The sequence below is a fragment of the Chitinophaga sp. genome, assembly GCF_039596135.1.
In the GTDB taxonomy this organism is placed as follows: Bacteria; Bacteroidota; Bacteroidia; order Chitinophagales; family Chitinophagaceae; genus Chitinophaga.
The window spans coordinates 1-24,294 of record NZ_JBCNKH010000093.1; the positions used below are offsets into that span (position 1 = coordinate 1).

17 protein-coding genes and 1 tRNA gene are annotated in these 24,294 nt (G+C 44.1%); 6 read left to right on the forward strand and 12 right to left on the reverse strand.

Annotation, left to right across the window (positions count from 1 at the left end):
* A partial coding sequence (locus tag ABDW16_RS28650; protein WP_343674636.1) for a preprotein translocase subunit YajC occupies positions 1-140 on the forward strand: 140 nt, incomplete at its 5' end.
* 455 nt (positions 141-595) lie between these two features.
* On the opposite strand, the gene ABDW16_RS28655 is transcribed toward ABDW16_RS28650, so the two are convergent.
* A complete protein-coding gene (locus tag ABDW16_RS28655) occupies positions 596-1,624 on the reverse strand; it encodes a glycosyltransferase family 2 protein (protein WP_343674617.1) in 1,029 nt (342 codons plus the stop codon).
* 96 nt (positions 1,625-1,720) lie between these two features.
* On the opposite strand from ABDW16_RS28655, the gene ABDW16_RS28660 reads away from it, so the two are divergent.
* From ABDW16_RS28660 to ABDW16_RS28675, 4 genes are all read left to right on the forward strand, one after another.
* Complete coding sequence (locus ABDW16_RS28660; protein ID WP_343674619.1) at positions 1,721-2,869, forward strand: ATP-binding protein; 1,149 nt, start codon at positions 1,721-1,723, stop codon at positions 2,867-2,869.
* A gap of 82 nt (positions 2,870-2,951) precedes the next feature.
* Positions 2,952-3,035, forward strand: a tRNA-Leu gene (locus ABDW16_RS28665).
* A 418-nt stretch (positions 3,036-3,453) separates the two neighbouring features.
* Positions 3,454-3,819: a hypothetical protein gene (locus ABDW16_RS28670; RefSeq protein ID WP_343674621.1), complete on the forward strand. Its 366-nt coding sequence runs from the start codon at positions 3,454-3,456 to the stop codon at positions 3,817-3,819.
* Positions 3,820-4,580: 761 nt separating this feature from the next.
* Positions 4,581-4,832, forward strand: a complete 252-nt coding sequence (locus ABDW16_RS28675) for a hypothetical protein (protein ID WP_343674622.1) — start codon at positions 4,581-4,583, stop codon at positions 4,830-4,832.
* A 210-nt stretch (positions 4,833-5,042) separates the two neighbouring features.
* On the opposite strand, the gene ABDW16_RS28680 is transcribed toward ABDW16_RS28675, so the two are convergent.
* The gene (locus ABDW16_RS28680; protein ID WP_343674623.1) at positions 5,043-5,180 is read right to left on the reverse strand and encodes a hypothetical protein; all 138 of its coding nucleotides are present in this window, start codon (positions 5,178-5,180) and stop codon (positions 5,043-5,045) included.
* 113 nt (positions 5,181-5,293) lie between these two features.
* Between ABDW16_RS28680 and ABDW16_RS28685 the strand changes: the two genes are divergently transcribed.
* Positions 5,294-5,731 carry a GNAT family N-acetyltransferase gene (locus ABDW16_RS28685; protein WP_343674624.1) on the forward strand — a complete coding sequence of 146 codons (438 nt, stop codon included), beginning with the start codon at positions 5,294-5,296 and terminating at the stop codon, positions 5,729-5,731.
* Positions 5,732-5,981: 250 nt separating this feature from the next.
* Here ABDW16_RS28685 and ABDW16_RS28690 read toward each other — a convergent pair whose 3' ends face one another.
* The 10 genes from ABDW16_RS28690 to ABDW16_RS28735 form a co-directional block, all read right to left on the reverse strand.
* Complete coding sequence (locus tag ABDW16_RS28690) at positions 5,982-7,433, reverse strand: alpha-L-fucosidase (protein WP_343674626.1); 1,452 nt, start codon at positions 7,431-7,433, stop codon at positions 5,982-5,984.
* A 19-nt stretch (positions 7,434-7,452) separates the two neighbouring features.
* Positions 7,453-10,596 (reverse strand): glycoside hydrolase family 2 TIM barrel-domain containing protein, encoded by a 3,144-nt coding sequence (locus ABDW16_RS28695; RefSeq protein WP_343674627.1) that lies wholly within the window; start codon positions 10,594-10,596, stop codon positions 7,453-7,455.
* Between the two features lie 15 nt (positions 10,597-10,611).
* Positions 10,612-11,583, reverse strand: coding sequence for a DUF1735 domain-containing protein (locus ABDW16_RS28700; RefSeq protein ID WP_343674628.1), 972 nt, complete (start codon positions 11,581-11,583; stop codon positions 10,612-10,614).
* 20 nt (positions 11,584-11,603) lie between these two features.
* Positions 11,604-13,373 carry a RagB/SusD family nutrient uptake outer membrane protein gene (locus tag ABDW16_RS28705; RefSeq protein WP_343674629.1) on the reverse strand — a complete coding sequence of 590 codons (1,770 nt, stop codon included), beginning with the start codon at positions 13,371-13,373 and terminating at the stop codon, positions 11,604-11,606.
* 19 nt (positions 13,374-13,392) lie between these two features.
* Positions 13,393-16,821 carry a TonB-dependent receptor gene (locus ABDW16_RS28710; protein ID WP_343674630.1) on the reverse strand — a complete coding sequence of 1,143 codons (3,429 nt, stop codon included), beginning with the start codon at positions 16,819-16,821 and terminating at the stop codon, positions 13,393-13,395.
* Between the two features lie 164 nt (positions 16,822-16,985).
* Positions 16,986-17,993, reverse strand: a complete 1,008-nt coding sequence (locus ABDW16_RS28715) for a FecR domain-containing protein (protein ID WP_343674631.1) — start codon at positions 17,991-17,993, stop codon at positions 16,986-16,988.
* An 88-nt stretch (positions 17,994-18,081) separates the two neighbouring features.
* Positions 18,082-18,672, reverse strand: coding sequence for an RNA polymerase sigma-70 factor (locus tag ABDW16_RS28720; protein WP_343674632.1), 591 nt, complete (start codon positions 18,670-18,672; stop codon positions 18,082-18,084).
* A gap of 205 nt (positions 18,673-18,877) precedes the next feature.
* Entirely contained in the window at positions 18,878-21,136 is a 2,259-nt protein-coding gene (locus ABDW16_RS28725; RefSeq protein ID WP_343674633.1) for an FG-GAP-like repeat-containing protein, read from the reverse strand.
* Between the two features lie 563 nt (positions 21,137-21,699).
* Positions 21,700-22,614, reverse strand: a complete 915-nt coding sequence (locus ABDW16_RS28730; protein WP_343674634.1) for a PorP/SprF family type IX secretion system membrane protein — start codon at positions 22,612-22,614, stop codon at positions 21,700-21,702.
* 19 nt (positions 22,615-22,633) lie between these two features.
* Positions 22,634-24,294 (reverse strand): gliding motility-associated C-terminal domain-containing protein (locus ABDW16_RS28735; RefSeq protein ID WP_343674635.1); only part of this gene is annotated, 1,661 nt, incomplete at its 5' end.

A 24,294-nucleotide genomic window follows, 5' to 3' on the forward strand; every position in this document is an offset into this window, starting at 1 on the left:
GCAACCTGCAAAAAGGTGACGAAGTCGTCACTTCCGGCGGTATCGCCGGCAAGGTGACCAAGGTCGCCGACGATTTCGTCGTCGTCGAGCTGGCAAGGTCGGGGTGGCCGGTTCGAGCCCGGTCTTCCGCTCAGAGGTAGAAGCCTGATAAGTAATCTTATCAGGCTTTTTTGTTTTTGGTTGGTATCGCACTGATTCCTGCCGGCCGCAGGCGCATCCACCCAGAAAAAAAACCGCATTCGCCGTAGGCGAATGCGGTTTTTTCATTTAACTAAAAAAGCCTTTCGGTATGTGACCGAAAGGCTCTCTCAATATAATAAAATCCTTATTTGTATTTAGGATTATAAAGCGTGTTTTCTGGAACATTGACCTCTGGCTTACCAGGATAACGGTGCTTATACAATTGGTAGCAACCTCCCAGAACAAAAGACAAAAAGCAGAAAATGCTTATATAAAATAAAAATCTGGAAGACGACACCCAGTTATTGGTAAAGTCATTCTTGTTTTCAACAGTATTATTTTCCATATCTATGTATTTCGCATTGCAAACTTACATCATGTCAAATGAAAATCAAAGTAAATTTTTACAATTCCTTTACTCTTTTTCCAACGTTCTGAAAGTCTTTCTGTTCAGGAAATAATACCTCCAGATCATGATGCCATGAAACACCCCTGTCATATCCAGCAACTTCTTCTGCGGCAGGGCATGCTTCTCTCCTGTATACTTCCTGCGCCAATGCATATAATCTACATAAGCTTTGTAAATCGCCTTCATATCCTTTGGCTTTCCTGCCACCAGGCTCTTCACCGCTGCCAGCACATCCAGGAAAAACCGCTGGAAGAGTACTATCCATCTATCTTTTGGGTGCAGGTTCTTCCACAACATCATCAGGTTATTCCTGAAATTCAGGTATACCTTCCTGGGATTACCCTGCGGCAGGCTGCCTCCACCCACATGGTACACAATAGATTCAGGGCAATAACAGATCCGGTACCCGGCCCGTTTCAGCCGCCAGCATAAATCTACCTCTTCCATATGCGCAAAGAAATCCGCATCAAAACCACCTACCTCATGATAACAGGAAGACCGGATGAATAATGCAGCCCCTGTAGCCCAGAAAATATCCTGCTCGTCATCGTACTGCCCTTCGTCCGTTTCGGTTGTATATAGAATACGTCCCCGGCAAAAGGTATATCCCAAAATATCCATCCATCCGCCTGCAGCACCGGCGTACTCAAACTCCGGCTTATTATAATAAGCCCTCAGCTTGGGTTGACAGGCTGCTATATGATGGTCTCTTCTCATTAATGCGACCACAGGTTCAATCCAACCTGGTTCCACTTCCACATCCTGATTCAGCAATACATAAATATCAGCATGCACATGTTGCAGGGCTTCATTATACCCCCCGGCAAACCCATTATTAGTACTATTCTGAATAATTTTTACTGCTGGGAAATGCTCGCGTACAAAAGCCACGCTATCATCTGAGGACGCATTGTCTGCTACGTATAACTGCAGGTTTTCATAAGTTGACCTGCATACGGAAGGCAGAAAATCTTCCAGAAACTTACGCCCGTTCCAATTCAGAATGACAACTGCTACCGATGGTGTTCCAGACAATAGATACTGTATTATACGTGAGTAATATATTTAGCCTTGCAAATATGCGAAAAATACGTTAGTGTATAAGCGGTATTCCTTAAATTCGGTCCTCATATGTTCAAACAGTTCATAGGCTGGAAATTCCTGCTGGTCACTGCGGCCGTACTCATTATCGTGGGTACGATCTGGTATGTAAGCAGCCTGGCACGCAAGATCGAAGATGAAGAAACCCGTAAAGTAGCTACATGGGTGGCGGCTAACAGGGAGCTATTACAAGCTCCTGATGAGGCGAACCTGAACCTGGCTGCGGAGATCATTACCAACAACACGACTATCCCTGTTATCATCACGGACAGGGAAGGCCATATTATTGACTCCCGTAATCTCGATACGGTACGTATAGCCCGCGATCCGCAATATGTTGAAGATGAACTGACTACATTCCGGAAACAACATCGTCCGTTTATTATGGAGATCGATGCCCGGAATAATCTCTATAACTACATCTATTATGGTGACTCCCTGATTCTTAAACAGGTTCGCTACTATCCATATATACAATTGATGGTGGTGGCGCTCTTTGTGAGTATCATGCTGATCGCCCTCTCCTCTTCTAACCGCGCTGTCCAGAACCTGGTGTGGGTAGGGATGGCGAAGGAGACGGCTCACCAGTTGGGCACTCCCCTATCGTCTATTGAAGCCTGGATAGAATTGCTGAAAGAAACAGAAGGCAATGAGCTCATGGCTACAGAACTGACGAAAGATGTGGATCGTCTGAAACTGATTACAGAAAGGTTTTCTAAAATTGGTAGTGTGCCACAACTGGAAGAGCGGGATGTGATTCAGCAGGTGAGCAATATGATGCAGTATATTAAAAAGCGGGCGCCGCAAAAGGTGGTGTTTACCATGCATACCCAGGAGAATGAGATGCCGGCAATGATTTCACCCTCGTTATTTGACTGGGTGATAGAGAATTTGTTGAAGAATGCGCTGGATGCGATGGAGGGTAAGGGTAGTATTGATATATTTATTGAGAGCCACCCGGCGCATATTATCATTGATATTACCGATACGGGGAAGGGGATTCCCAAGGCTAATTTTGAAAAGGTATTTAAGCCTGGATTTAGTACGAAGAAGCGCGGCTGGGGGCTGGGGCTTTCTCTTGCCAAGCGCATAATAGATGAGTATCATAAGGGCCGGTTGACGGTGAAATGGTCGGAGTTAGGGAAGGGAACGACGTTTAGGATATGGTTGAGGAAATAAAAAATGGCGGGGTCAGCAGAAAAATCTTCAATTAAATTTGTTGGTTTTAAAAAAGAATTTAAATTTGCACTCCTTCAAAGATGCGGAGGTGGCGAAATTGGTAGACGCGCTACTTTGAGGTGGTAGTGCCTGAAAGGGCTTGGGAGTTCGAATCTCCTCTTCCGCACACAAGGCGAAAAATTACTTGAAAAGGTAGTTTTTCGCCTTTTTTAATAGATAAGGATGTTAGAACTCTTGAATAAATTAAACTAATTGTCTAGGAGTTAAATCCCTCACTAATTTCGAATAATCTCCTATAAAGTCACAAATCATATACCCGTTCTCGCTAGATAATGAAAAGCTCCTTTCCTTTTCAATTCTCAAAACTGTTGTACAACTTTACTTCTGAAAGCAGGTTCGAGGTACCTGGGACCTAGGTCCACCTGCTGCAACCTTTATAATTTGTATTTTCCAGATTATAAATTTTCTGAACAACAAAGGAAAACCTGGTCTCCATATAAAAAGAGCTAACCTGGATTAGAGATTAAGTTTATATTCCCCATAATGAAGGCAGGATTAGATTAGGTGCACAATCTGATAGCAGTGTGTACGGAGCTACCATGGAGTCCGCAGCCAGTACAGTGGAAAATTTTCTTTTCGGGAATATCGATAACACCCGCACAGATGTTACAACATTGTCCTCCTGCTATCCTTCAGATAACACTACAAACCCTAATAGTTTTGTTGCAAAAGCCCAGTCAGATGGTAATAGGATCGGGCCATCTCTTACATTACGTGTAATGGCAGGAGATACAATCCGTATGGCAGTATCAGCCGCTTATAATAGCACCGGTGCCGATAACAGGGATGCCACTCCTAATGAAATTATTACAGCTTTATTACAAGCCCTTAGTACTAACGTAATAAGCGCCGGAGCACATAATGCCCTCTCCAATTGCGGCAGGATTTGATGAAAATGCTTATTCGACTTTGTTTAATAATAATGCGAATAATAATTTAAAGGACAAGCCTAAGGCCTATTTAAACTTTGTAACATTTGATGACCAGTTTAACATGGTGAATAAGAATAGTGAGTTAAGACAACCTAAACCTGGTCCAAATGCGTTGAATCAATTGTATGTAGAACCAATGGTCATAGAAAAACAGGGGGTTTATACATATATTTATCTAATGAAAGTAAAACTCCTGTTTACTTTGACAATTTAGTAGTGGTGCATAATTCCGGTCCATTACCGGAGGAAACACATTATTATCCATTTGGAAATGATTCTGGACTTCAGGGGCAGTAGAATCTGGTGTACTGGGAACGTTTAAAAGTTCAGCAGAAGGCGCGATAGCAAGTGAATCAGCTGCTGCACCGGTAGCTACAGAAGCTGCTAAAAAAGCAATTCCTGCAGCAGCAAAAGCCGTTGCAGGAAGTCCATTAAAAGACGTACTGGCAGATGCTGGCTATAGTACAACAGAAGCAGCGCAATATTTTGGATGGGGAAACGGCACTAAATTAACCAAATCAGCTGCGGATTTTACGAAAGACCAATTAATTAAAGATGGTTGGAATCTCGAAAGATTAACCATGGTGGCAAGGGCATATGGACAAATGATAATTAAAAAAGCCACAAATTCCAGAATTGGTACAAATGAGGCTGCCATTGTGAGAATGAGACAAATTATAAATATAATCAATACACATTTTTAACACTAATCCATTCTTATGGGCAATTATACAACTTCGTTTATTGTGTGGAATTTTTCAGACAAGGATATGCTGATTTACAGAGAACCGGAAGGTGATTATTTTTTGCTTCCTCCAAAAGAAAAAGCAATTATAAAATATGAGCCAGTTGAGGAAGGAATCGTAATACGACCTGATATGCTGGACGATGGCCGTCTATCCACTGCTATATTTCCTAATAATTGTGAATTTCAGGTATTTTATAAAGGAAAAGAAGTATTGCCGGAATAAATTAAATTCAGGTTCAATTAACTTACAATCACATGTTTCATTAGTGCATGTGATTGTAAGTCATTTAATAATCTCACTTTCTTTTTATGGGTACGGATAAGTAATGATGCCAGAGTATCATCGTTACAATACTTCTGTATGGCCGCCAACCCTCTGCAGCAAGCAGTACCTCACTCCCGTCAGTTTCTTTACTTAAATTCTTTATTCGCTTTAATGCCTTAACAGCAGCAATATTCCAATAGGAATTACATCCATACGCTGTAATACAAACATCAGGTATACATCTATCGTCCAGTTACCAATCCCTTTCAATTGCGGCAATCTGGCTCTCACCTTATCATCGGGCATCTTTTCAAATGCTTTTAGATTCTCAAAAATGAGTACCTTTGCCCCCTGAGAAAAGATTTTTTATTCTAAAAGGAGAACCTCAAATGTCTGCATCTGGTACCCAAATATTTCGTATGCGAAAGCTGCTCGATAATCCTTTCGATCCTCCATCCTGGCCGGCAGATGTTTACCTCACGGAACTAATTCCGGATATGGCAAGGGAGGTTCACGATCTTCTTATCTTAGGGTATCAAAATGGAGGCGGTTCAGTAGCACCATTTTTGGATTGGTGGTCGGATCTTTTATCTGATTCCGAATTCGATGCTTCTCTCTGCTTTTTGGCACGGGATAAAAAAGGCATTGTTGGGGTTGCGCAATGCTGGACTACTGCATTTGTGAAAGACCTGGTCGTTCACCCGCGCAGACGCAACCAAGGGATTGGCACATCGCTGCTTTTACACGCATATGCAGTTTTTTATCATCGGGGAGCCAGAACCGTTGACTTGAAAGTTGAGAAAGGAAATACATCTGCTATCAGACTCTATTTGAAATCAGGAATGCAGATCATTTAGTTGGTAGGATACTATTTCAGCTCTCTCTATTCAGATTAAGGATGTTTGGGAATTATCTATTTAGAAAAATATAAAAAATGGCCAGTTAGAAAACCAGCCATGATTTATCCACCAATATAATGATGTCTTACATAATAAAAAGATAGAGAGCTCCTCCTCTGTACACAAGGCGAAGATTCACTTTAACCGTGATTCTTCGCCTTTTTTTATTACAGTAATCAATACGCAACCTCTCTCTTTACTGCTGTTCCTACATTTGCTGCTTATAAATACCAAACGTATGAATAGCCACACATGCCTTCCCCTCAGTAATCCGTAGCCTTACGTACGAAGCCGTTACAGGTTTAAACTTAACAAGCCATTTATACCCAATCGACTGCTTTCCGGTTGCCTCCGGAATGGGTGTCCATGTTCTACCATTCTTTGAGTACTCTACAGACCAGCCGGTAGTGCGGTGCCCCAACTCAATTACTTCCTGTAACATCAGCACATCAAATGTCTTTGCAGCGCCAAGATTGAAAATTATTGTATCTGTCTTAGCATTATCTGTTGTTGCATAATAAGTATGCTCAAGATTATCCACCATGTTAGATGGATGATAATTTGCACCACGGGGATGAAGTGTCTTAACAGTGGCACCGCTGGCAAGATTGGTTTTAAAAGTACCACGAATCAGCGCGCCCAGGCTATCACTTTTTTTAATATCAGCCGGAGAGATCAGGCCTTCTTTATTGGGTGAGTAGTTCAATAGCAACACACTGTTGTGTCCTACTGAGTTAAAATAAATATCCCATAGTGTAGCAACACTTTTTACCTGTGTATCTTCTTCCGGATGATAAAACCAGCTTGGACGAATGGAGACATCCACTTCTGCAGGTACATAAGCCGTTCCATTGATCTCTCCATGGTTTAATGCGGAAATGTTATCTGATTCATTTTTTATGGAGGATAAATTAATCGTTGACCAACATGGATCGCCGGCTATCCCTGATTCATTCCCCATCCATCGGCAGTCCGCAAAGGGGTTAGAGTTCTTTGTTCCAAAAACAACGCAATTCGGCTGTAAACGGCGAACTGAATCCGCCCATCGTGTATAATAGGCCGTAGTCAGCTTATCAGCACCTGCTCCATCCCACCATATTTCCCAGATAGGACCGTAATTCCTTAACAACTCTGATAATTGGCTGGCATAGTAATCACTATAATCATCTGTACCGTACCTGGAATCATGCCTGTCGTGCGGCCCAAGATATATGCCGGCTTTAATGCCGGCAGATTTGCAGGCATCAGTAAATTCCCTGACAACATCTCCTTTCCCATCTTTCCAGGGACTGTTTTTAACTGAATAGTTTGTGTGGGCAGTTGGCCAGTTACAAAAGCCGTCTGCATGTTTTGCTACCAGGATAGCGCTGTTAATGCCGGCGCTTTTAAGCACACCTGTCCATTGATTACAATCTAATGCAGTTGGGTTGAATAGCTGTGGACTTGCCGTTCCGTCGCCCTCATTATCATTCGTGAAAGTATTCATACCGAAGTGAAAAAAGGCGATCATCTCACGGTGGTACCATTCAATCTGCCTGGCATTGGGTACCGGGCCTATCGGAGATGGCGCTGTTTGTGCATTCACCTGAGACGATAAAAAGATGCCTGCAGCTGATATAAAGGCCAGACATGTTGTTATTTTCTGCTTAAAGTTCATCATAAAAAGATTTTATTCCTGTTTATTTACTATTCAGCGGAGCATACGGTTGCAGGCTGAATGATAATGTAGCCGGTTTAAATGGAATATAATATTGCGGCAGCGGAATAGGGCCGCAACTGGCATTGCCAATGCCCATCTGGGCCTTGTCAAGGCTTAGTATAGTTTCCGGTCTCCTGCGTAATTCGTACAGGTGTTGTGCTGCCCATAAATCCTGGTCTGTATAATGCAGTGCTGTAAAACTCAGCTGATCATCTGCAACAAAGAGGATCCCTTTATCGTCTGCATCCGTCAGTTTTACCCAACGCACGTCTTCCCGGTTGGCCATTCCCTGTGGCCGTTCATATTGTTCCAGCATATTGTCTACCGTACGTTGGTATTGCCCTATATCGGCCGCCGTTTTTCTGTCAGCATAATTTTCAAAAGGACCACGGCCATACCATTCCACATTTTCCAGTCCCGGGTGCAATGTCGTACGTAATCCGAGGCGGGGAATAGGCAGTCCACTGGTATCAGGTGTGAAATTGGCTTGTACGTGAACCAGGCCGTTGCCATATACCGTATACTTCAGCTGTGTAATTACCTTAAAGCCGGAGCGGGTGGCTGCAGTAGTGACAGTGGTGATTTCGGCTACTTTACCGTCAAGTGATTTTACAGCAAAGCTGTTCAGCGTATATTGCAGACTATCGTAGCCGGCCTGCATCCATTCAATAGCAGGACCTCTTTCTTTAGTGCGGTCATTATCCAGTCTTGCGCGGTACAGGTTAAACACTGGCCCGTTTTGCGCGCCGTCAATGATAAGACGATCGCCATATCGAAGTGCACTGATATTGCCGGTTGATTTATCGAATGAGATGGAATTATCTTTTCCGCTTATCAATACCGTTGTATCGTTCTGTTGCAGATCTATATCAGGCAATTCAGCCACGTTAACCGGTGGAGGAACAGCAGGGAAAGGAACTTTCATTTGCTCATGCGCTACCTCAGTCCCTTGTTTACCCCACAAGGCATCCTGGCGTAGGCGGAAAGCGACCCGCAGCCAATATTCGGCGCCTGGCGCCAGCTCAGGTTGCTGCCAGGGGATGGTCACAATTGTAGAGTCATTGGGCGACAGATGTACAGGCGCTAATGTACCTGATTGTATCACTTTCCCATTTTCAGACAGGGTCCAGCTGCAGTCAAAGGTATCAAGATTGAGGAAATCATATTTATTCCTGATGGCAACACGCCCTGTTTGTCCGTCTGCCATACTGATCTTTACATACTGGTATACTTTTCTCACATCTTCCATTTTAGGCGTAAACTGCCTGTCTGAAGTGGTGAGCCCTTTAATGCTGAAACTACCGTCATTAGGCTTATCGCCAAAATCGCCACCATAAGCAATGAACGTTTTACCAGTAGTATCGCCGGGAATCCGTTTATTAACGCCCTGGTCTACCCATTCCCATATACAACCGCCAATAAGGCGCTTATGCGACTCAATCGCATCCCAGTATTCCTGCAGGTTACCTCCTGCATTACCCATCACATGTTCATATTCACACATAAAGAAAGGTTTGGGGGAAGTTTTTTCTCCTTCGTATATCAGCGTGTTCACTGAAGGATACATGGTAGATTCAATGTCTGCTATGTCGTTATACCCTTCATAATGGATGGGCCGGGAACTATCTATAGCCCGTATGGCAGCTTTGCCTGCTACAAAGTTCTCACCGCCCCATGATTCGTTGCCCATAGACCAGATAATGACTGAAGGATGGTTCTTGTCCCGTTCTACCAGGCGTACCTGCCTGTCAACATAAGCATTTTTCCATGCAGGGTCTTTCGTCAGCTGATCGCCCATACCGTGTGTTTCCAGGTTTGCTTCATCTATTACATACAAACCATATTCATCACAGAGTTGATACCACAGTGGATCATTTGGATAGTGGCAGGTACGTACCGTATTGATATTACATTGTTTCATCAGGGTGATATCCCGTATCATGGTAGCTCTTGGTACTGCTTTGCCATAAGCAGGGTGTACTTCATGACGGTTTACGCCTTTCAATAATACCGGTTCACCATTCACCCATAGGCGGCTATCTTTTATTGCTACTTTTCTAAAACCAAATTTAGAAGAGAGTGTTTCCAGCACCTGCCCTTGTTTATCTCTCAGTGTCAGCAATACAGTATAAAGATTTGGTGTCTCGGCATTCCATAATACAGGCTGCCTGATATCGGACTTCAATGTATACGTTTTGGCTGATGAACTTTTCAGCATTGCTACAGGCTGATTGATGCTGGTGTACAATTTTCCGGCAGGATCATATATGTCAACGCTGACGGTCGCTGCAGCTGCGTTACCATCATTCTTTATATCTGTTTTTGCATAAAAGACACCTGATTTAAAATCAGCTGCAAGGTCTGATTGCAGAAAATAATCCTGTATATGTAGCCTTGGTTTTGCATAGAGGTACACGCTTCTGTGAATGCCGCTGAAGCGGAACATATCCTGATCTTCCAGGTAACTGCCATCGCTCCATTTGTATACTTCTACTGCTACCAGGTTCTTTCCGGGTTTAATATATTTTGTGATATCAAACTCTGCCGGGTTGAAACTGCTCTCGCTATAACCTACCTTTTGCCCGTTTACCCACACATACATGGCGCTGATAACACCATCAAAATGGATGAACACTTCTTTTCCTGTCCAGTTGGCGGGGATGTCGAAATACCGGCGGTAAGAACCTACAGGATTGGGTTCTTTCGCCGTTGTCCAGTCTGCAGGTACTGCCCCCATTACCCTGGGCGGATCCGCCTTAAAAGGATATTCTATGTTCGTATAAATAGGTGTACCATAGCCCTGCATTTCCATATTGGAAGGGACGGGGATGTTTGTCCATTGTGTGGCATCAAAATCCGTCTTATAGAAATTAAGCGGTCTTTCGGAAGGTTGTTTTACCCAATGAAATTGCCAGGTTCCGTCCAATGACAGATACCAGGGTGATGCTGATGGTACATCTTTTAAAGCCTGTTCTTTACTGACATAAGGGATACAGATTGTACGGGCTGCTTCTTTGTTAATACCTGATACCTGCTCGTTCTCCCAGTCATTACTTTGCGCATGGATAGCAGCATGGCCTGCTGCTAACAGGCATGCTGTAATACCAATTTTTTTGAGACCCATTTCCTGTTTTTATATTTAGAATATTTGTATTTCTGCAATATTGGTACTGGATGTCGCGTATACTTTTGTTACGGTTACCTTCACATACCTCGCTTCTTTTAATGTAGACACAAAGTATCTGTACCAGGGCTGACCGGCATCATGAGGAATATCCTTAATACTGGCAACATCATCCCATGTAACATTGTCAGCACTTACAGACACTGTAACATCCTGAGGCTGTCCATGACCATCTGTTTGCCAGTCGCCTTCAAAATAACGGTCCATAATGCCGATACCATGTACCGGTTTCAGTTCACCCATATCAATGATAATATAATGTGGAGGTTCGGGTTCACCACCAGACCATTTTGAATTCCAGAAAGAATCAGGATCTCCGTCAATAGCTGCCTTCGCAAGACCATTGCCCCCGCCTTCTGCAGGTTCTTCAGTGGAGAAACCGGCAATGCTCCAGCCACTTTCATCATAAGGTTCCATGCTTGCCAGATCGGCTGTTCCATTTACAACGAAGTAAGTGGTTTGCTGATAGCCACTTCCTGCGGCCCCGGTAATGCTCTCTATACTGATGGGAATCATATAGTCCTGGAAGGGATTTATTCTATCCTTTGCTATTATTTTGAGGGGCAGCGCGCCGGTACCGGTAGCGCCTTTCGCGATGGTAGCACTCGCCTGCAGCTCATAGCTGCCGGCAGGCAGTAAAGGGTAACTGGTACCGTTTTCTTCATTGAACTTCGCAACGAGGGAAGTGTCTGCTTTGAAATGTATGGTAATCTCATTAGCAGCGTTTATACCCGATACGGTAGCATAATCTGTTCCTGTTATGACGGCACTATAGGATACTATGAATGGAGTATCTGCAATGGGAAATTCTTTTTTCACAATGCCTTTTCCCGCTTCCGGCATGTAAACCGTTTCTGCGGAATGATCATCTTTTTTGCACGCGCCGGTGCAGACAAGCACTAAAAGAAATATGTATATTGATTTCATGACTGTGTTTTTACGTACGATTAATACCCCGGATTCTGTCCGTTTACCCATGCATCCTTACCACCGTTTTGTGCCCGGATCTTGTAATTACGATCCAATACATTCTGCGGAATAGGCATGTAGTACATTTTGGGAAGGAATAAACGGTTGCTTACATTCGTGCGTGTGTAAACGAGCGATCCATTATCGGATGTTATTACCATACCAACCTCCGGCCGGTTTAATACGCCGGGAGTGCCATCGGCCATTTTATCAGCAATCTTCCAACGCAATACATCCCACCAGCGTTTGTCTTCAAATGCCAGTTCTACACGGCGCTCGCGACGAATGATCTCCCGCATTTTGTCTTTATCCACTGCGCCATAGGTAGCCTCTACAGTCGGCAGGTTGTTATTACGGGTCCGTACTTTATTCACAGCCGCAAGTACTTCAGCCGTAGGACCATTCACTTCATTTTCAGCTTCTGCAAAACTAAGCAGTACTTCTGCGTAGCGGAAGAACATATAATTCTGATAGGAAGTGCTGTTAGCCCTGTTATCGCTTCCCAGAATGCTTTCATCCAGCCTTTTGCAGGCATAATAACCTGTATGGGTAACATCGCTGCTGTAACCCAGATCTATTTCATTTTCGGTACTTCGGCCCAGACCTACTACTGTCCGGATGGTATCGCCCTGCCATGGAGATCCGTTAAACAGGATCGTCTGGTAGAAACGTTTTTCCCTGTTCACATACGGATGCTGTGGATCATAACCGGAGCCGGATTCTCCGATGGCTTTTCCATTGGCCATGGAAAATTCATCTACCAGTTCCTGTGTGGGCTGGAAGTTACCCCATGCTACTTCGGTTCCGTTCACAATAGTAGGGCCTTCTTTACCCTCCAGTTGTCCGCCTTTACCCGGCATGTACTGTCTGGCAAAAATCGATTCAATGCTGTTGTTGGCTGTTTTCAGAAATAAAGTCCGAAAGTCAGGATATAGATCATACATCCCCAGGTCTATCACGGCCTTGTTGGTGGCAGATGCTTTTTTCCATCTCTCCAGGTCGCCCCCGGGATTGGCTGGGTTGCCTGAGTTGCGCAGGGGACTGGCTTCATACAATTCACACCATCCTTTCAGTGTAAGTGCGGCACCTTTCGTAGGTCTGCCGGGTTCTGACTGACTGGGTGGTAAGACATTTGCTATTTCCGCCAGTTCGTTGGTAATAAACTGGAAGGTTGCTTCCTCTGTACTTCGTGGTACATAAATGCTGTCGCCCTGCGTGATATTGTCCAGTGTTCTTGTAATAACAGGTACACCACCATAGGCCATCCACAACCAGTGATAGAACATGGCGCGGAGAAATCGTGCTTCAGCAATCCTTTTTGTTTTATAATCATCAGGCAGACTGGATGCCGTTACTTTTTCAATAAACAGGTTACATTTTCTGATCTTTTCGTAGTTGCCGGTCCTGCTGTCGTTGTTGTCTGTTTTTCCCCAATACCACATATCCCAGGGGCCGCGGGGCAGGTTGGAAGGAGTCACATTGGCCACACGTATATTGGCATAGCCCTGCATCCAGGTAACGCCTACATCAGAGTTGTCTGTATACTGGTCCAGGTGTTCCGTTTCATTATTCATGTCCGGAAGCGAATTGTAAACATCATTCAGAAACAGGTCTGCATTGGCCGCAGATGCCCATACAATATCGTCGCCTACGCGATCTCTTGGTGATATTTCCAGGGAGTTTTTATTACAGGCTGTTAGCGCTATACCCACGAGGGCAATAAGGCAGCTTTGTTTTATAGTGATCATTTTTCTTTCAATTAGTTGTTTAGAAGGTAACATTCAGACCTGCAGAAGTAGTTTGTTGCTGAAAGTAATACTGTCCGTTTGAAGAGCGTGCTTCAGGATCGATCTTCTCTTTCATATGTGGTGCCCATGTCCACAGGTTTTGTCCGGCAACGTATACACGCAGCTGTTGTATACCTATCCGGCCGGTCAGTTTTGAAGGCAGGGAATAGCCCAGTTCAGCGCTTCTGAGTTTGATATAAGAGGCATCTCTTACCCACCAGGAAGAAAATCTTGTGTTATAATCTTTAGGTTGCGTGCTGACACGTGGATATAATGCGTTGGTGTTGGCTGGGGTCCAGTGATCTTTGTAGTATAGTTCACTGGCAGAACCTTGCTGATCAAAGGGAAATACCAGGTTACCACCTACAGGAAGGCTGATCTGGGTAGCTGCCTGTAACAGGAGGTTGAGATCAAACCCTTTCCAGGATAAGGCTGGTGATAGGCCAAAGATCATCTGTGGCGTACCGTTTGGTCTGCCAATTACAGTCTGGTCATTATCATCGATAATGCCATCTGGCTTACCTGAAGGACCGCTCAGGTCCGCATATTTCAGGTCGCCGGGGCGTACCGGGGCATCCGGAATAGAAGCAACGCCAGCTTTCAGAGAGCCATCTGTGTTAAAATCGGCAGGAGTGAAATAGCCAAGCGCTTTCAATCCGAATTGTGTACCGTTTGCACGTCCTGTCTGCCGGCGGTTAGGATTATTGTAGGTGGCATCAGTTTCGAATACCTGTAGCAGTTTATTTTGTGCATAGGTGAAGTTCCCATTCAGGTCAAGCCGTAAGCCGTTGGAAAAAGTATGCGTGGTACCAATGCCCAGCTCAAACCCGTGGTTACTCATAATGGCTGCATTCTGCTCCGTAAGTCCCACGCCATATTCTGCCGGTACAGTCACAGTAGGTGGCACCAGCATGTTGGATCGTTTTTCATAGAAGTAGTCGGCAGTTATATTGACCTTACCCTTCCACAATGCAGCATCGAAACCCACATCGGTTTTTTTTGCTCTTTCCCAGGTAATGGAAGTATTAGCCTGCAATACCTCGCTGATACCTGCTGTTAGCCTGCCATCAAGCACAGCAGCGTTGTTATAGATGGAATAGCCTGTGAGATATTGGAAAGGACCTCCGGCCAGGTTACCGGATTCTCCATAGGACGCCCTTATTTTCAGTGCATCTACCCAGGCCACATTGTCTTTCATAAAGTTTTCACGTGCTATATTCCAACCAAGTGAAAAGGCAGGAAAGAACCCATATTTATGACCAGGTGCGAAGTAATAATGCCCATCATATCTGCCGGATACTTCTGCCAGGTATTTACCATCATAATTATAACTCAGGCGGTATACATATCCTATCTGCCTTTGCTGCGATGATGATCCGCCATTGGAGAGTTCACCCTGCGCTGTACCACCGCGATCCAGTTCATCAATATCAATAGGATAATTGATCCTGCTGCCGGAAAGATCCCAGTACTTCTGAGACCGTGATTCCAGTACACCAAGGAAAGTAACATTGTGTTTGCCAAAGGTATTGTGGTAGTTAAGATACCCCTGGTAGGTGAATGCTTTATTCTGACTGGTGCTCAGGTCCAGTGTTGGTTTGGAGGGCCCGATATAAGTAGGATTAAAAGTATAAGGCGTTGTTGTAAAATCAGCGCTGTAAGTCAGAATAGGTGTTTTCCATGTTTTGGAATAAGTATTATAGGGATCATAACTGGCCACACCTTTTATGCTCAGGCCCTTTAGGAATGGCAGTTGCTGTTCAATGCTGAACGTGGTCATAATCTGTGTATTCTCGTTACGGGAATACCCGCTGTGTGCAATGGTGCCAACCAGTGAATTGGTAATGTAGCTTCCCCATAAACCATTAGAGTAGTAGATGGCAGATGTAGGCGGTGTTCGGAACGCCTGGTACATGATGCCGCCACCTGCAGAGGCATAGCGGTTATTGGGATCGCCGCTGCCAGCATCTGAATACCCGGAGTAATTCTGATCTTCCACCCAGCCACTGATAGAAAGGGATACCCGGGTGTTTTTAGTTGCCTCAATGTCGAGATTGGCCAGTGCATTATATTTCTTAAGGCTGGTAGTAGAGAATTGTCCTTCCTGACTGGTATATCCTAATGCAGCAAAATACTTCATCTTTTCGGTGCCCCCGGATAGCTGCAGGTTATGGTTAGTCAGTATGGCATTTCGCTGGATCACATCCCGCAAGCCCCGGCTATTTGGGTATCTGTCGCGGTCAGCATCAGCCGCGCCGTCTACTGTTTTCTTATACCCGGCTATTTGTGCATCGGTAAATGAAAGGTTGAAGTTATCGTTTCTGTTAGCTTCATTGGTGAGCAATGCATACTGGTATGAGTTTACCATACGGGGCATCCGGGTAGGATTCTGAAATCCTGCATAGCCATTATAGGAAAGTACAGGAGCGCCGGTTTTTCCTTTTTTTGTAGTGACCAGGATCACTCCATTAGCGCCTGCAAGGCCATACGGTGCAACAGCAGCAGCATCTTTTAATATAGTAACACTTTCAATGGTAGACGGATCCAACCTTGAAAAGTCCCTGTAAATGCCATCTACTACCAGCAGCGGATTGGCATTACCAATGGTGGAAGTACCCCTGATCCGTATTCTGGAACCATCCAGACCCGGTTCACCACTACCCTGATCTGCAATAAGACCCGGCATACGACCTACGAGATTATTGGTCAGATTCACTACTGGTTTCTGTGCAAAATCTTTTCCTTTTAAAGCGGATACTGCGACTATGCTGGTGGCTTTCAGTTGTGTTCCATAACCAACCACTATTATTTCACCAAGGGCGGTAGTATTTTCTTCCAGTTGTACATCTATTGACGTACGTCCGGCCAGGGGCACTTCTTTGGTGAGGTAACCGATAAAAGAGAACACCAGTATACTCTGATCGTCAGCCACAGAGATAGAGAATTTCCCATCCTGGTCTGTATTGGTACCATTTAGGGTTCCCTTTAACCGGATACTGACACCGGGTAGTTTTACACCCTTTGCAGAGGTAACTGTACCTGTGACTACCAGCTGTTGTTGTTGCACCAGTGGTATTTTCTCTGGTACAGGTGCCGGGATAATGAAGATGTAATGATCTTTTTGTTGATACGTGAGGCCGGTACCGGAAAGCAGCAGATCCAGCGTGGAGGCTACCGTGCGGGTAGCTGCCGGCAACTGAATATTTGTAAACCTGCTTATTTCAGCTTTTCTGTAGCCGAAACGGAAATTGGTTTTCTGTTCGATTTCCTTTAATGCTGTTTCCAGCCTCTTTCCTGAAAGGCCTAGTGAAATGGTGGTTTCGCGGATGTCCTGACCGCGTGTTTTTGCTGCTATCAGCATATTACAGCAGATCAATAATATTGCTAATACTAACGTGGAGCATCTCATAATCCAAATGATGGTTTTGAGCGGGACAGAACGTTCATAAGGAGGGAACGTGGAGCCCTGACTTACAAAAAAATTCATAGATTTGTTTGGTTTTAATCGGTTTGAACGCTGATTTAGAATCTACTTGATTGCAGGTACTTGCCTGTACCTGTGATTATTCTTTATTACCGCTGTGGTTGCCTCCGCAGCGGTTTTTTAGTGCTGACAGTAATGGTATCCCTTTTTATGTGATAGCTAAAGCCATTCAGTTGGCTGATCATATTCATAACTTCCTCTATATTTTCTCCATGCAGGAAGGAAAATGAAAAACGGGATTTTTTCAGCGCCGGATCGGAGAATTCGATGGCTACATTGTACCATTTGCCTATGGTTGCTGCAGCTTCTTCCATGGTCACATTGTCCAGTATTAACTCGCCTTTCGTCCAGGCTACCAGATTGCCTGCTATGGTGTCTCTCAGGGCCACCTGCTTGTTTTGTGGATGATATTCCAGGAGCTGATTAGCCACAATCACGCCTAGTGCGGTTTTGCCTTCGGCTACGCTTACTTTACCGTTTACCACTGCTACAATCAGTTGCTGCTCGTTTGCCTGTATATTAAATGCGGTACCCAGCACCCTGGTCGTAACACTGCCGGTATGCACCAGGAAGGGCTGGTTGTCGCGGTGTGTTACATCAAAGTATCCCTCACCAGTGAGGAACAACTCCCGTGTGTTGCCTGTAAAACTGACTGGATAACGAAGCGTACTACCGCCTTTCAGCCATACGATAGAACTGTCTGCCAGCTTCAGTTGCAGGGGTTGTCCCGGAGGAACTGACACCTCCCTGTAAGCAAGGGAAACTATCCGGGATGGGGTAAACCATAGGTAGGCGCCTGCCCCGGTTATCAGCAGCAATAAGATTGCCGCTGCATAGCTTAACCAGCGGCGCCTGATAGGTGTAGGTTGCCGGACAAAACGTGTATTGTCTGTAATCTGTTGGTATAAAGCATCTGATTCATCAGGTTTTAATTGCTGTGTGGGGGTCAATTCTGCCCAGATGCGGTCTATTGCTGCCTGGAGAGCAGGATTCTCTGTTGCCTCTCCGAGGTACCGCATAAGTTCTTCATAATCTTCAGCGCTGATGTTATTGCTGACCAGGTAGCCAAGCAATTGATGTATGCGTTCTTCATTCACGTGAATTACATTTTAATATGCCCTTAAAAAGGTGATATAGTGCAATACACGCGAGCCTACCCCTTCGGGTAGTCAGTTTTGAAAAAATTTAATAAACCATGGAAAGTAGGAGTAAAGGAAGGAGCACTTCGGTCTTGTCAAAACAGGTTCGCAGGGTTTTTAATGCGCCTGTGAGATGATATTTTACAGTATGAACGGAGATTTGCATACGGGCGGCAATTTCCTCATAGGTAAGCCCTTCAAATCTGCTTAGCCGGAAAACCATTTGCTGCTGCAATGGCAACTTATTCAAAATCAATGTAGTAAGACGTTCGAGATCGGCGCTGAGAATGGCTTCTTCGGTCTCATTATGTTCCGGGTGCATGGTAAGCCATAGTTTCTTACGGGCGGCCTCCGAGGTGGCTGTTTGCCGTAACATATTCAGGGTTACCCTTCTCGCTATTGTAAATAACCAGGGAGCCAGCGGGTATTCATTATTTAATTGTAACCGGTGTTCCCACAGGCGTAAGAGGGTTTCCTGCACCACCTCCTTGCTTTGTTCCTTATTTTTAAAAAACTGGTAGGCCAGGCCGTAAATCCTTTGGCTGTATTGGTCAAATACTACCCGAAATGCAGATTCATCCCCCTCACGCAGGCGCATGATCAGATCCCAATCAAAAGATTTTATGACACTTTCCACTACCCAGATAATTAATTTAGAAAAACATGATATAGGTCCCAGGAATTTGCTGATGAATCTAAGGTATGGAATTTAATGTCGATTTTTTATCTTTTTTAGTTGTAAGTAACTTTTCTTGTAGTATGGGCATTAAATATAATATCAAAAGAGGCTACGATTTCTCATAGCCTCTTTTGATAGAAAATTTACAGCGCAATGCTCAATTCTATTGTTTGATAATTTTCTCTTTAAATATCTTTTCCCCATTTTTGACTGTTACAATATACATCCCGGGAGTAAGGCCGGTTACATCGATCATTTGATTTCCTTTTTCCACACCACCCAACTCAACAGTTTTGATCAAATTCCCTTTTACATCTATTACCTGGATGTATGTATTGATAGCAGCATTCAACCCCTCATATTGAATAGACAAATTATTTACTGCCGGGTTAGGGAAGGCTTTTATTGTGGCTGAAGAGTTTTTTTCTACCGCATTTTCTTCTGTTACAATTGTTTCAGATTTACGTGTTCCTATAGCAGCATCACCAAGATAGTACAAAGCAATTCCCTGGCTAGTATAGCTTTGAGTATAAAATGGAGCGCCCACCAATATACTCCCCTTTCCTGAGGCATCTTCTACCATACCACCTGCCAGGGACATACCTAGTTTAGCACCCGCCTTATTACTTTGGATTAAAGAATATGGGGTTGTATTCAAACCACCACTTTGCCCTAAGTACACGTACACATATCCTTCACTTGCCTGTGTGGAACTATTACTTTCAGCTTCCGGGGCAGAAATCATTATGTCACTATAACCATCTCCATTCAGGTCACCTGCAGTAGCTGTCCTGTATCCAAAATATCCGTTGGCCTGTGTACCAGTCAGAACGGTGCCTGCGGTGGTATTAATACCGGAACCATCTGTCTTTCCATAGTAAATGTAAACCCTTCCTGCATAATTAATGTTATTATCATAGTCAAACAAATACTTATCTCCTACCATTACGTCATCAAACCCATCTCCGTTGATATCGCCGGCTCCTGCTATAGACCAATCGTAATACATTTTTACTGGTTCAGTCAGGATAGTAACAGGATCATAAATTTCTCCATCTGTATTGCCATGAAAAATGTACACGGTGTCGATAGCAGCTACCATAAAATCACCTAACCCATCACCATTCACGTCTCCTGCATCAGCTACTCTTACCCCAAAATTTGTATAATAAGGATGAGTGGCTTCAGAGATCACTGAATTAAGTACGCCCCATCTATTGCCATAGATCACGGAAATATATCCATCTCCTTTATCGGCACCTACTACTATATCAGCATATTTGTCACCATTATAATTTTTCACGATTGCAACGGCTATGCCGAAATAATCGCCACTCCTGGTAGATTGTAATATATCGGGAGTACTATTCACACCACTACTACTACCATAGTAAACGTAGATAGATCCTACATCATATCCAAAAGTACCTGAAACGTAGGGGCAACCGACAACAATATCATCGTAGCCATCGCCATTTACATCTCCTCCGCCTGCCAGATAGATGCCGAAGTGACCATCTGCAATGTTCTTTTCAAGTATGGTAGGGTTATTGGGACTAATCCCATTGCTACTACCATAATAGACGAATACGGCACCTTCGTCTGATTCTCCATTAGAATAATAAGGAGCCCCAATGATCACATCATCATATCCATCTCCATTTATATCTCCTGCATTTGCTGCTGCCGTTCCCAGTTGGGCATTGGCCATATTCACCTTCATAATGGCGTCTGCGTTTGTTGGATTGCCGTTGGCGGTAAGAGGATCAACTGTGATAGGGTATACAGCATTTTTGACGTCTACCGCTATTTGGATCTGCTCATGCTGTACAGAGAAATGTGCTGGCAGGATCTTGCCATTTGCGTCCCATACTTTGAGATCTTTGTAGGTAAGCAGTTGTTGTCTTTGTTTAAATAAAAGACTTGTAGCGCTTTCTTTTGATACCTCCCAACCTTTTTCAGCTCGTAACTGTACCTGCAGGCAACGGGTTTTTATGCGGGGATTCTGAATGATAAAATTCTGGCGAATACCATCTGCATCGTTTACATATTCAACCGTAAACTGATTGTTGTGGTTGAACTGGATGTCGTTTTCATTCGTGGTGATCAGGGAGTTGCCTGTTGGTTTGTAAAGAGATCGCCCATCGGCAATTATCCCTTTGACAGTGAGACTGAATGACCATTGTTCCTGTAAGTCCTGGGGAGTAATTGTCATTTCATCTCCCTTGTAGGAGGCAGTTACACCGTTTTTGTGATTGGGACTTTGGTAGTGGTCTGTTTGCTTTTTAACGGCATATTGAATACGCTCAACATGTTTTTGTAGTTTTGATAACTGGTCGTTTTCCACGTTGGGTTTAGTATTGGCATTCATAGTGTTGATACTAAACACTAGAAATGTAAAGAGGAGATAGAATTGTTTCATAGTGGGTTATTTATAGGTTATTAATAATGTCGGGATGATTATTTAAGGGTACCTGGGTTAGGCTTTAGGGTGATGGTACGAAGGTAGGGAAAACATTGGATAATAGAACAGGGATATATTTTAGCGTTCCTGATAAATTCTCCATACATTAATACTCCTATGAAACGGCAAATAATAATGATGAATACCGGGAATAAACAGACGAGTGCTACATATTTTGAGCGTATTAAGTCGGGTGCTTAGATTTTACTTGAATGTTAAGTTCATTCTTTATCCTCCGGCGCAAATTTTAATTCTATTTTTCGCCTGAGAAAATTATCTATGATATCTTCGGGATCTGATAATTTATTATAGATATTCGGCATTATAAAATACTGGAATAATGGTAATTAAGTTTTTCCCCCGTACCTATTGGAAGGTTAGCTCAGAGTTTCGTAAAGAGTATTGCAAATGTATAGTTATTTTCAATGATCATCCAGAAGGGGCTAGCTAAAATTCATTGTCATATCACACTGTCATAAAATGATAAAAAAAACCGGTCCCTTACAGAACCGGTTTCAAATTTACTTAAAAAGCTGTATCGTCGCCCCTATTTCAAACGCCCCATCCACATACGTCTTAATCCCTCCCGTCTGCGTCGTATACATAGCCTGTACCGACACCATCTGCCACGCCTTCACTCCCATCCCTACTGTCACACTTTTAGTAGAATGGTACATCGCCATCACATTCGCTACATTATCCAGGAACCCCACATTCAACCCTGCATCCAGGATATTATCATACCCCTTCACACCTCTATATACCAGCTTAGGTTCTATAGAAGTCACCTCATTACTCTCTGGCAGGAATTTATAAGACACCGCCGTAAAGAAGAGGCTACCACCATCTACACCCAAATTATTCCCTGTAAACAGGTTGCGTACGTTTGGCAATGCTGCCTGCACATTCAGGTGTTTATCCGTATACCCCATCCCAAATTCTGCTTCAAAATAATCATCCCTGCGATTAAATGTACCAATAGACGGATCATTTGAATCCCCATTCACTGCCTTTACATCCAACCGCTGTACATTCCATACAGCAGATAAACCAAAATGAAACTGTTGCTCTTCCAACCCTAACGGTATGCGATAAGCATACGTTATCGCAACGCGGGTACGATCTATCAACCCTGCTTTGTCACTCATCACTTGAGCACCGACGCCAACCCTGCTATTGACCTTGTAATCGGCCGAAGCAAATGCGGTAACCGGAGCACCGGAGATACCGCCTAACTGACGACGGTAAGCCGCATTGAGACGCAAGCCGTTTTCCAGGCCAGCCATGGCCGGATTGGCCAGGTACTGGTTCTGGAAATATTGTGTACCGGAGGGCTCCAGCAATGCCTGAGAATTCCCTAACGACTGGGCCTTACTTTCATGGGCCATGCAAAGACCGCCAAGTAAGAATAAGCATATAGATTTTTGTAAGCTCATAACCTAATTGTAATTGGGATCAATGCTGGTCCCTGATGATTGTAATAAAGCCTTTGGCAGGGGTATTATAACCATCTGCTTTCAGGATATAGTAATAGGTACCTTCTGCCAGCGGACTACCATTGTACGTACCATCCCACTCATTGCTGTAATTCTTCTGATGATAGACAACACGACCGGTACGATCATAGATAGTCAGATCATTGTTTGGATAACGGCTCAGATCACCGATCACCCACTTATCATTTTTACCGTCACCATTTGGCGTGAGCAGGTTGGTCGCATCTACTTTAAATTCATTCACCACTGTGATAGTCATTGCCCCGGTATTGATACAACCATTATTGTCAGTTACTGTTACAGTGTACACGGTATTCTCAACAGGTTTGATCTGGAGAGTAGCCGTTTGCTGACCGTCTATAATGCCGCCCGCATTTGACCACTCATAGTTCACACCACCTGTTGCAGACAGGTTCATGGCTGTACCTTTAGAGATCACTGTATCCTGATCGGCTGTGATGATGACTGTCGGCAATGCATTTACCTTGATTGCAAATGTCTGAGCCAGGGTATCTACACCACCATATGCAGTGCCACCATTATCCTTTACTGTTACAGTTATGTGAACTGTACCACTTACGTTTGGTTGCAGGTGATAAGTAATCAGGCCATTGTTATTTACTTCCAGCGAGGTAAAGAACGCCTGGTCTGCTCTTACTGTGTAGCTCAGGGTTTGGCCTGTTTCTACAGCAGAAGCACCGGTTGTCTGTACTGTTTGTGCAGTAGTTACATCACACACTTCCTGGTTAGCAACAGGATCCAGTGTTGGTGCCTGGTTTACCTGACCTAGCTGGATGGTAAAGGCTTTCTCGGTATACAAGCCATTCGCCAAAGTAGCACGTATTCTGACTGTATAAAGGTTCTTCACATCATAATCTAATACTGCATTGGTCAGGAGTTGATTTCCTGAAATTGTGAAAGATGCATTGTCTGTGCTACCTGTACCGGCTACCAGTGTATAAGTATATACCGGGTTTGGTTCTGCTGTCACAGCAGAGAGATGACCTACCAGTGTCTGTGCAGGGGTGTTCTCTACAATGATCTGATTATCCAGGTTGATGTCCGTAGGTGGCAATGGCACGTAAATGACAGTTATAGCCACTGTTGCAGCACTGCTCACATTTATACCATCACTGACGGTAATAGTCAATGGCACTGTTGTATTGATGCTGGCATTCAGGGCAGTTTCATCTTTTACAGAGAGAACGCCGGTAGCAGCATTGATTGCAAAGGCACCGGAAGGATCACTGGTGATGGTCCAGTTTTGCAGGGTGCCGGTAGTTTCAATAGCGTTGATTGTGCCTACAGTAGTGCCTGCGGCGCTATATTCATTTATATTGAAGGTTTGGCCGTTGGTGATAACCGGAGGAGTTATATCTGAAAATACGGTTAATGTATTGGATGCTGTATTACCATTGTCACCTTTATTCACAGCCACGTCAGTAGGCAGACTAACCGTTACGTTACCATCTACAGTTGGTGTGATTGTGAAGGTATAAGTTACATTATCACTTGTCTGCAGGTTGCTGGCAGTACCATTATTAATAGTGAAGTCAGCAAGTGTCAGGCCGGTTACAGCTTCGCTAAAGATAGCTGTGACTGTATAAGGAGTATTGACGT

Excerpts from the sequence above, each read along its gene's own strand:
- ABDW16_RS28710 (WP_343674630.1), bottom strand. The coding sequence starts at position 16,821 with ATGAGATGCTCCACGTTAGTATTAGCAATATTATTGATCTGCTGTAAT.
- ABDW16_RS28700 (WP_343674628.1), bottom strand. The coding sequence starts at position 11,583 with ATGAAATCAATATACATATTTCTTTTAGTGCTTGTCTGCACCGGCGCG.
- ABDW16_RS28685 (WP_343674624.1), top strand. The coding sequence starts at position 5,294 with ATGCGAAAGCTGCTCGATAATCCTTTCGATCCTCCATCCTGGCCGGCA.
- ABDW16_RS28730 (WP_343674634.1), bottom strand. The coding sequence starts at position 22,614 with ATGAGCTTACAAAAATCTATATGCTTATTCTTACTTGGCGGTCTTTGC.
- ABDW16_RS28725 (WP_343674633.1), bottom strand. The coding sequence starts at position 21,136 with ATGAAACAATTCTATCTCCTCTTTACATTTCTAGTGTTTAGTATCAAC.
- ABDW16_RS28675 (WP_343674622.1), top strand. The coding sequence starts at position 4,581 with ATGGGCAATTATACAACTTCGTTTATTGTGTGGAATTTTTCAGACAAG.
- ABDW16_RS28660 (WP_343674619.1), top strand. The coding sequence starts at position 1,721 with ATGTTCAAACAGTTCATAGGCTGGAAATTCCTGCTGGTCACTGCGGCC.
- ABDW16_RS28680 (WP_343674623.1), bottom strand. The coding sequence starts at position 5,180 with ATGCCCGATGATAAGGTGAGAGCCAGATTGCCGCAATTGAAAGGGATT.
- ABDW16_RS28690 (WP_343674626.1), bottom strand. The coding sequence starts at position 7,433 with ATGATGAACTTTAAGCAGAAAATAACAACATGTCTGGCCTTTATATCA.
- ABDW16_RS28695 (WP_343674627.1), bottom strand. The coding sequence starts at position 10,596 with ATGGGTCTCAAAAAAATTGGTATTACAGCATGCCTGTTAGCAGCAGGC.
- ABDW16_RS28705 (WP_343674629.1), bottom strand. The coding sequence starts at position 13,373 with ATGATCACTATAAAACAAAGCTGCCTTATTGCCCTCGTGGGTATAGCG.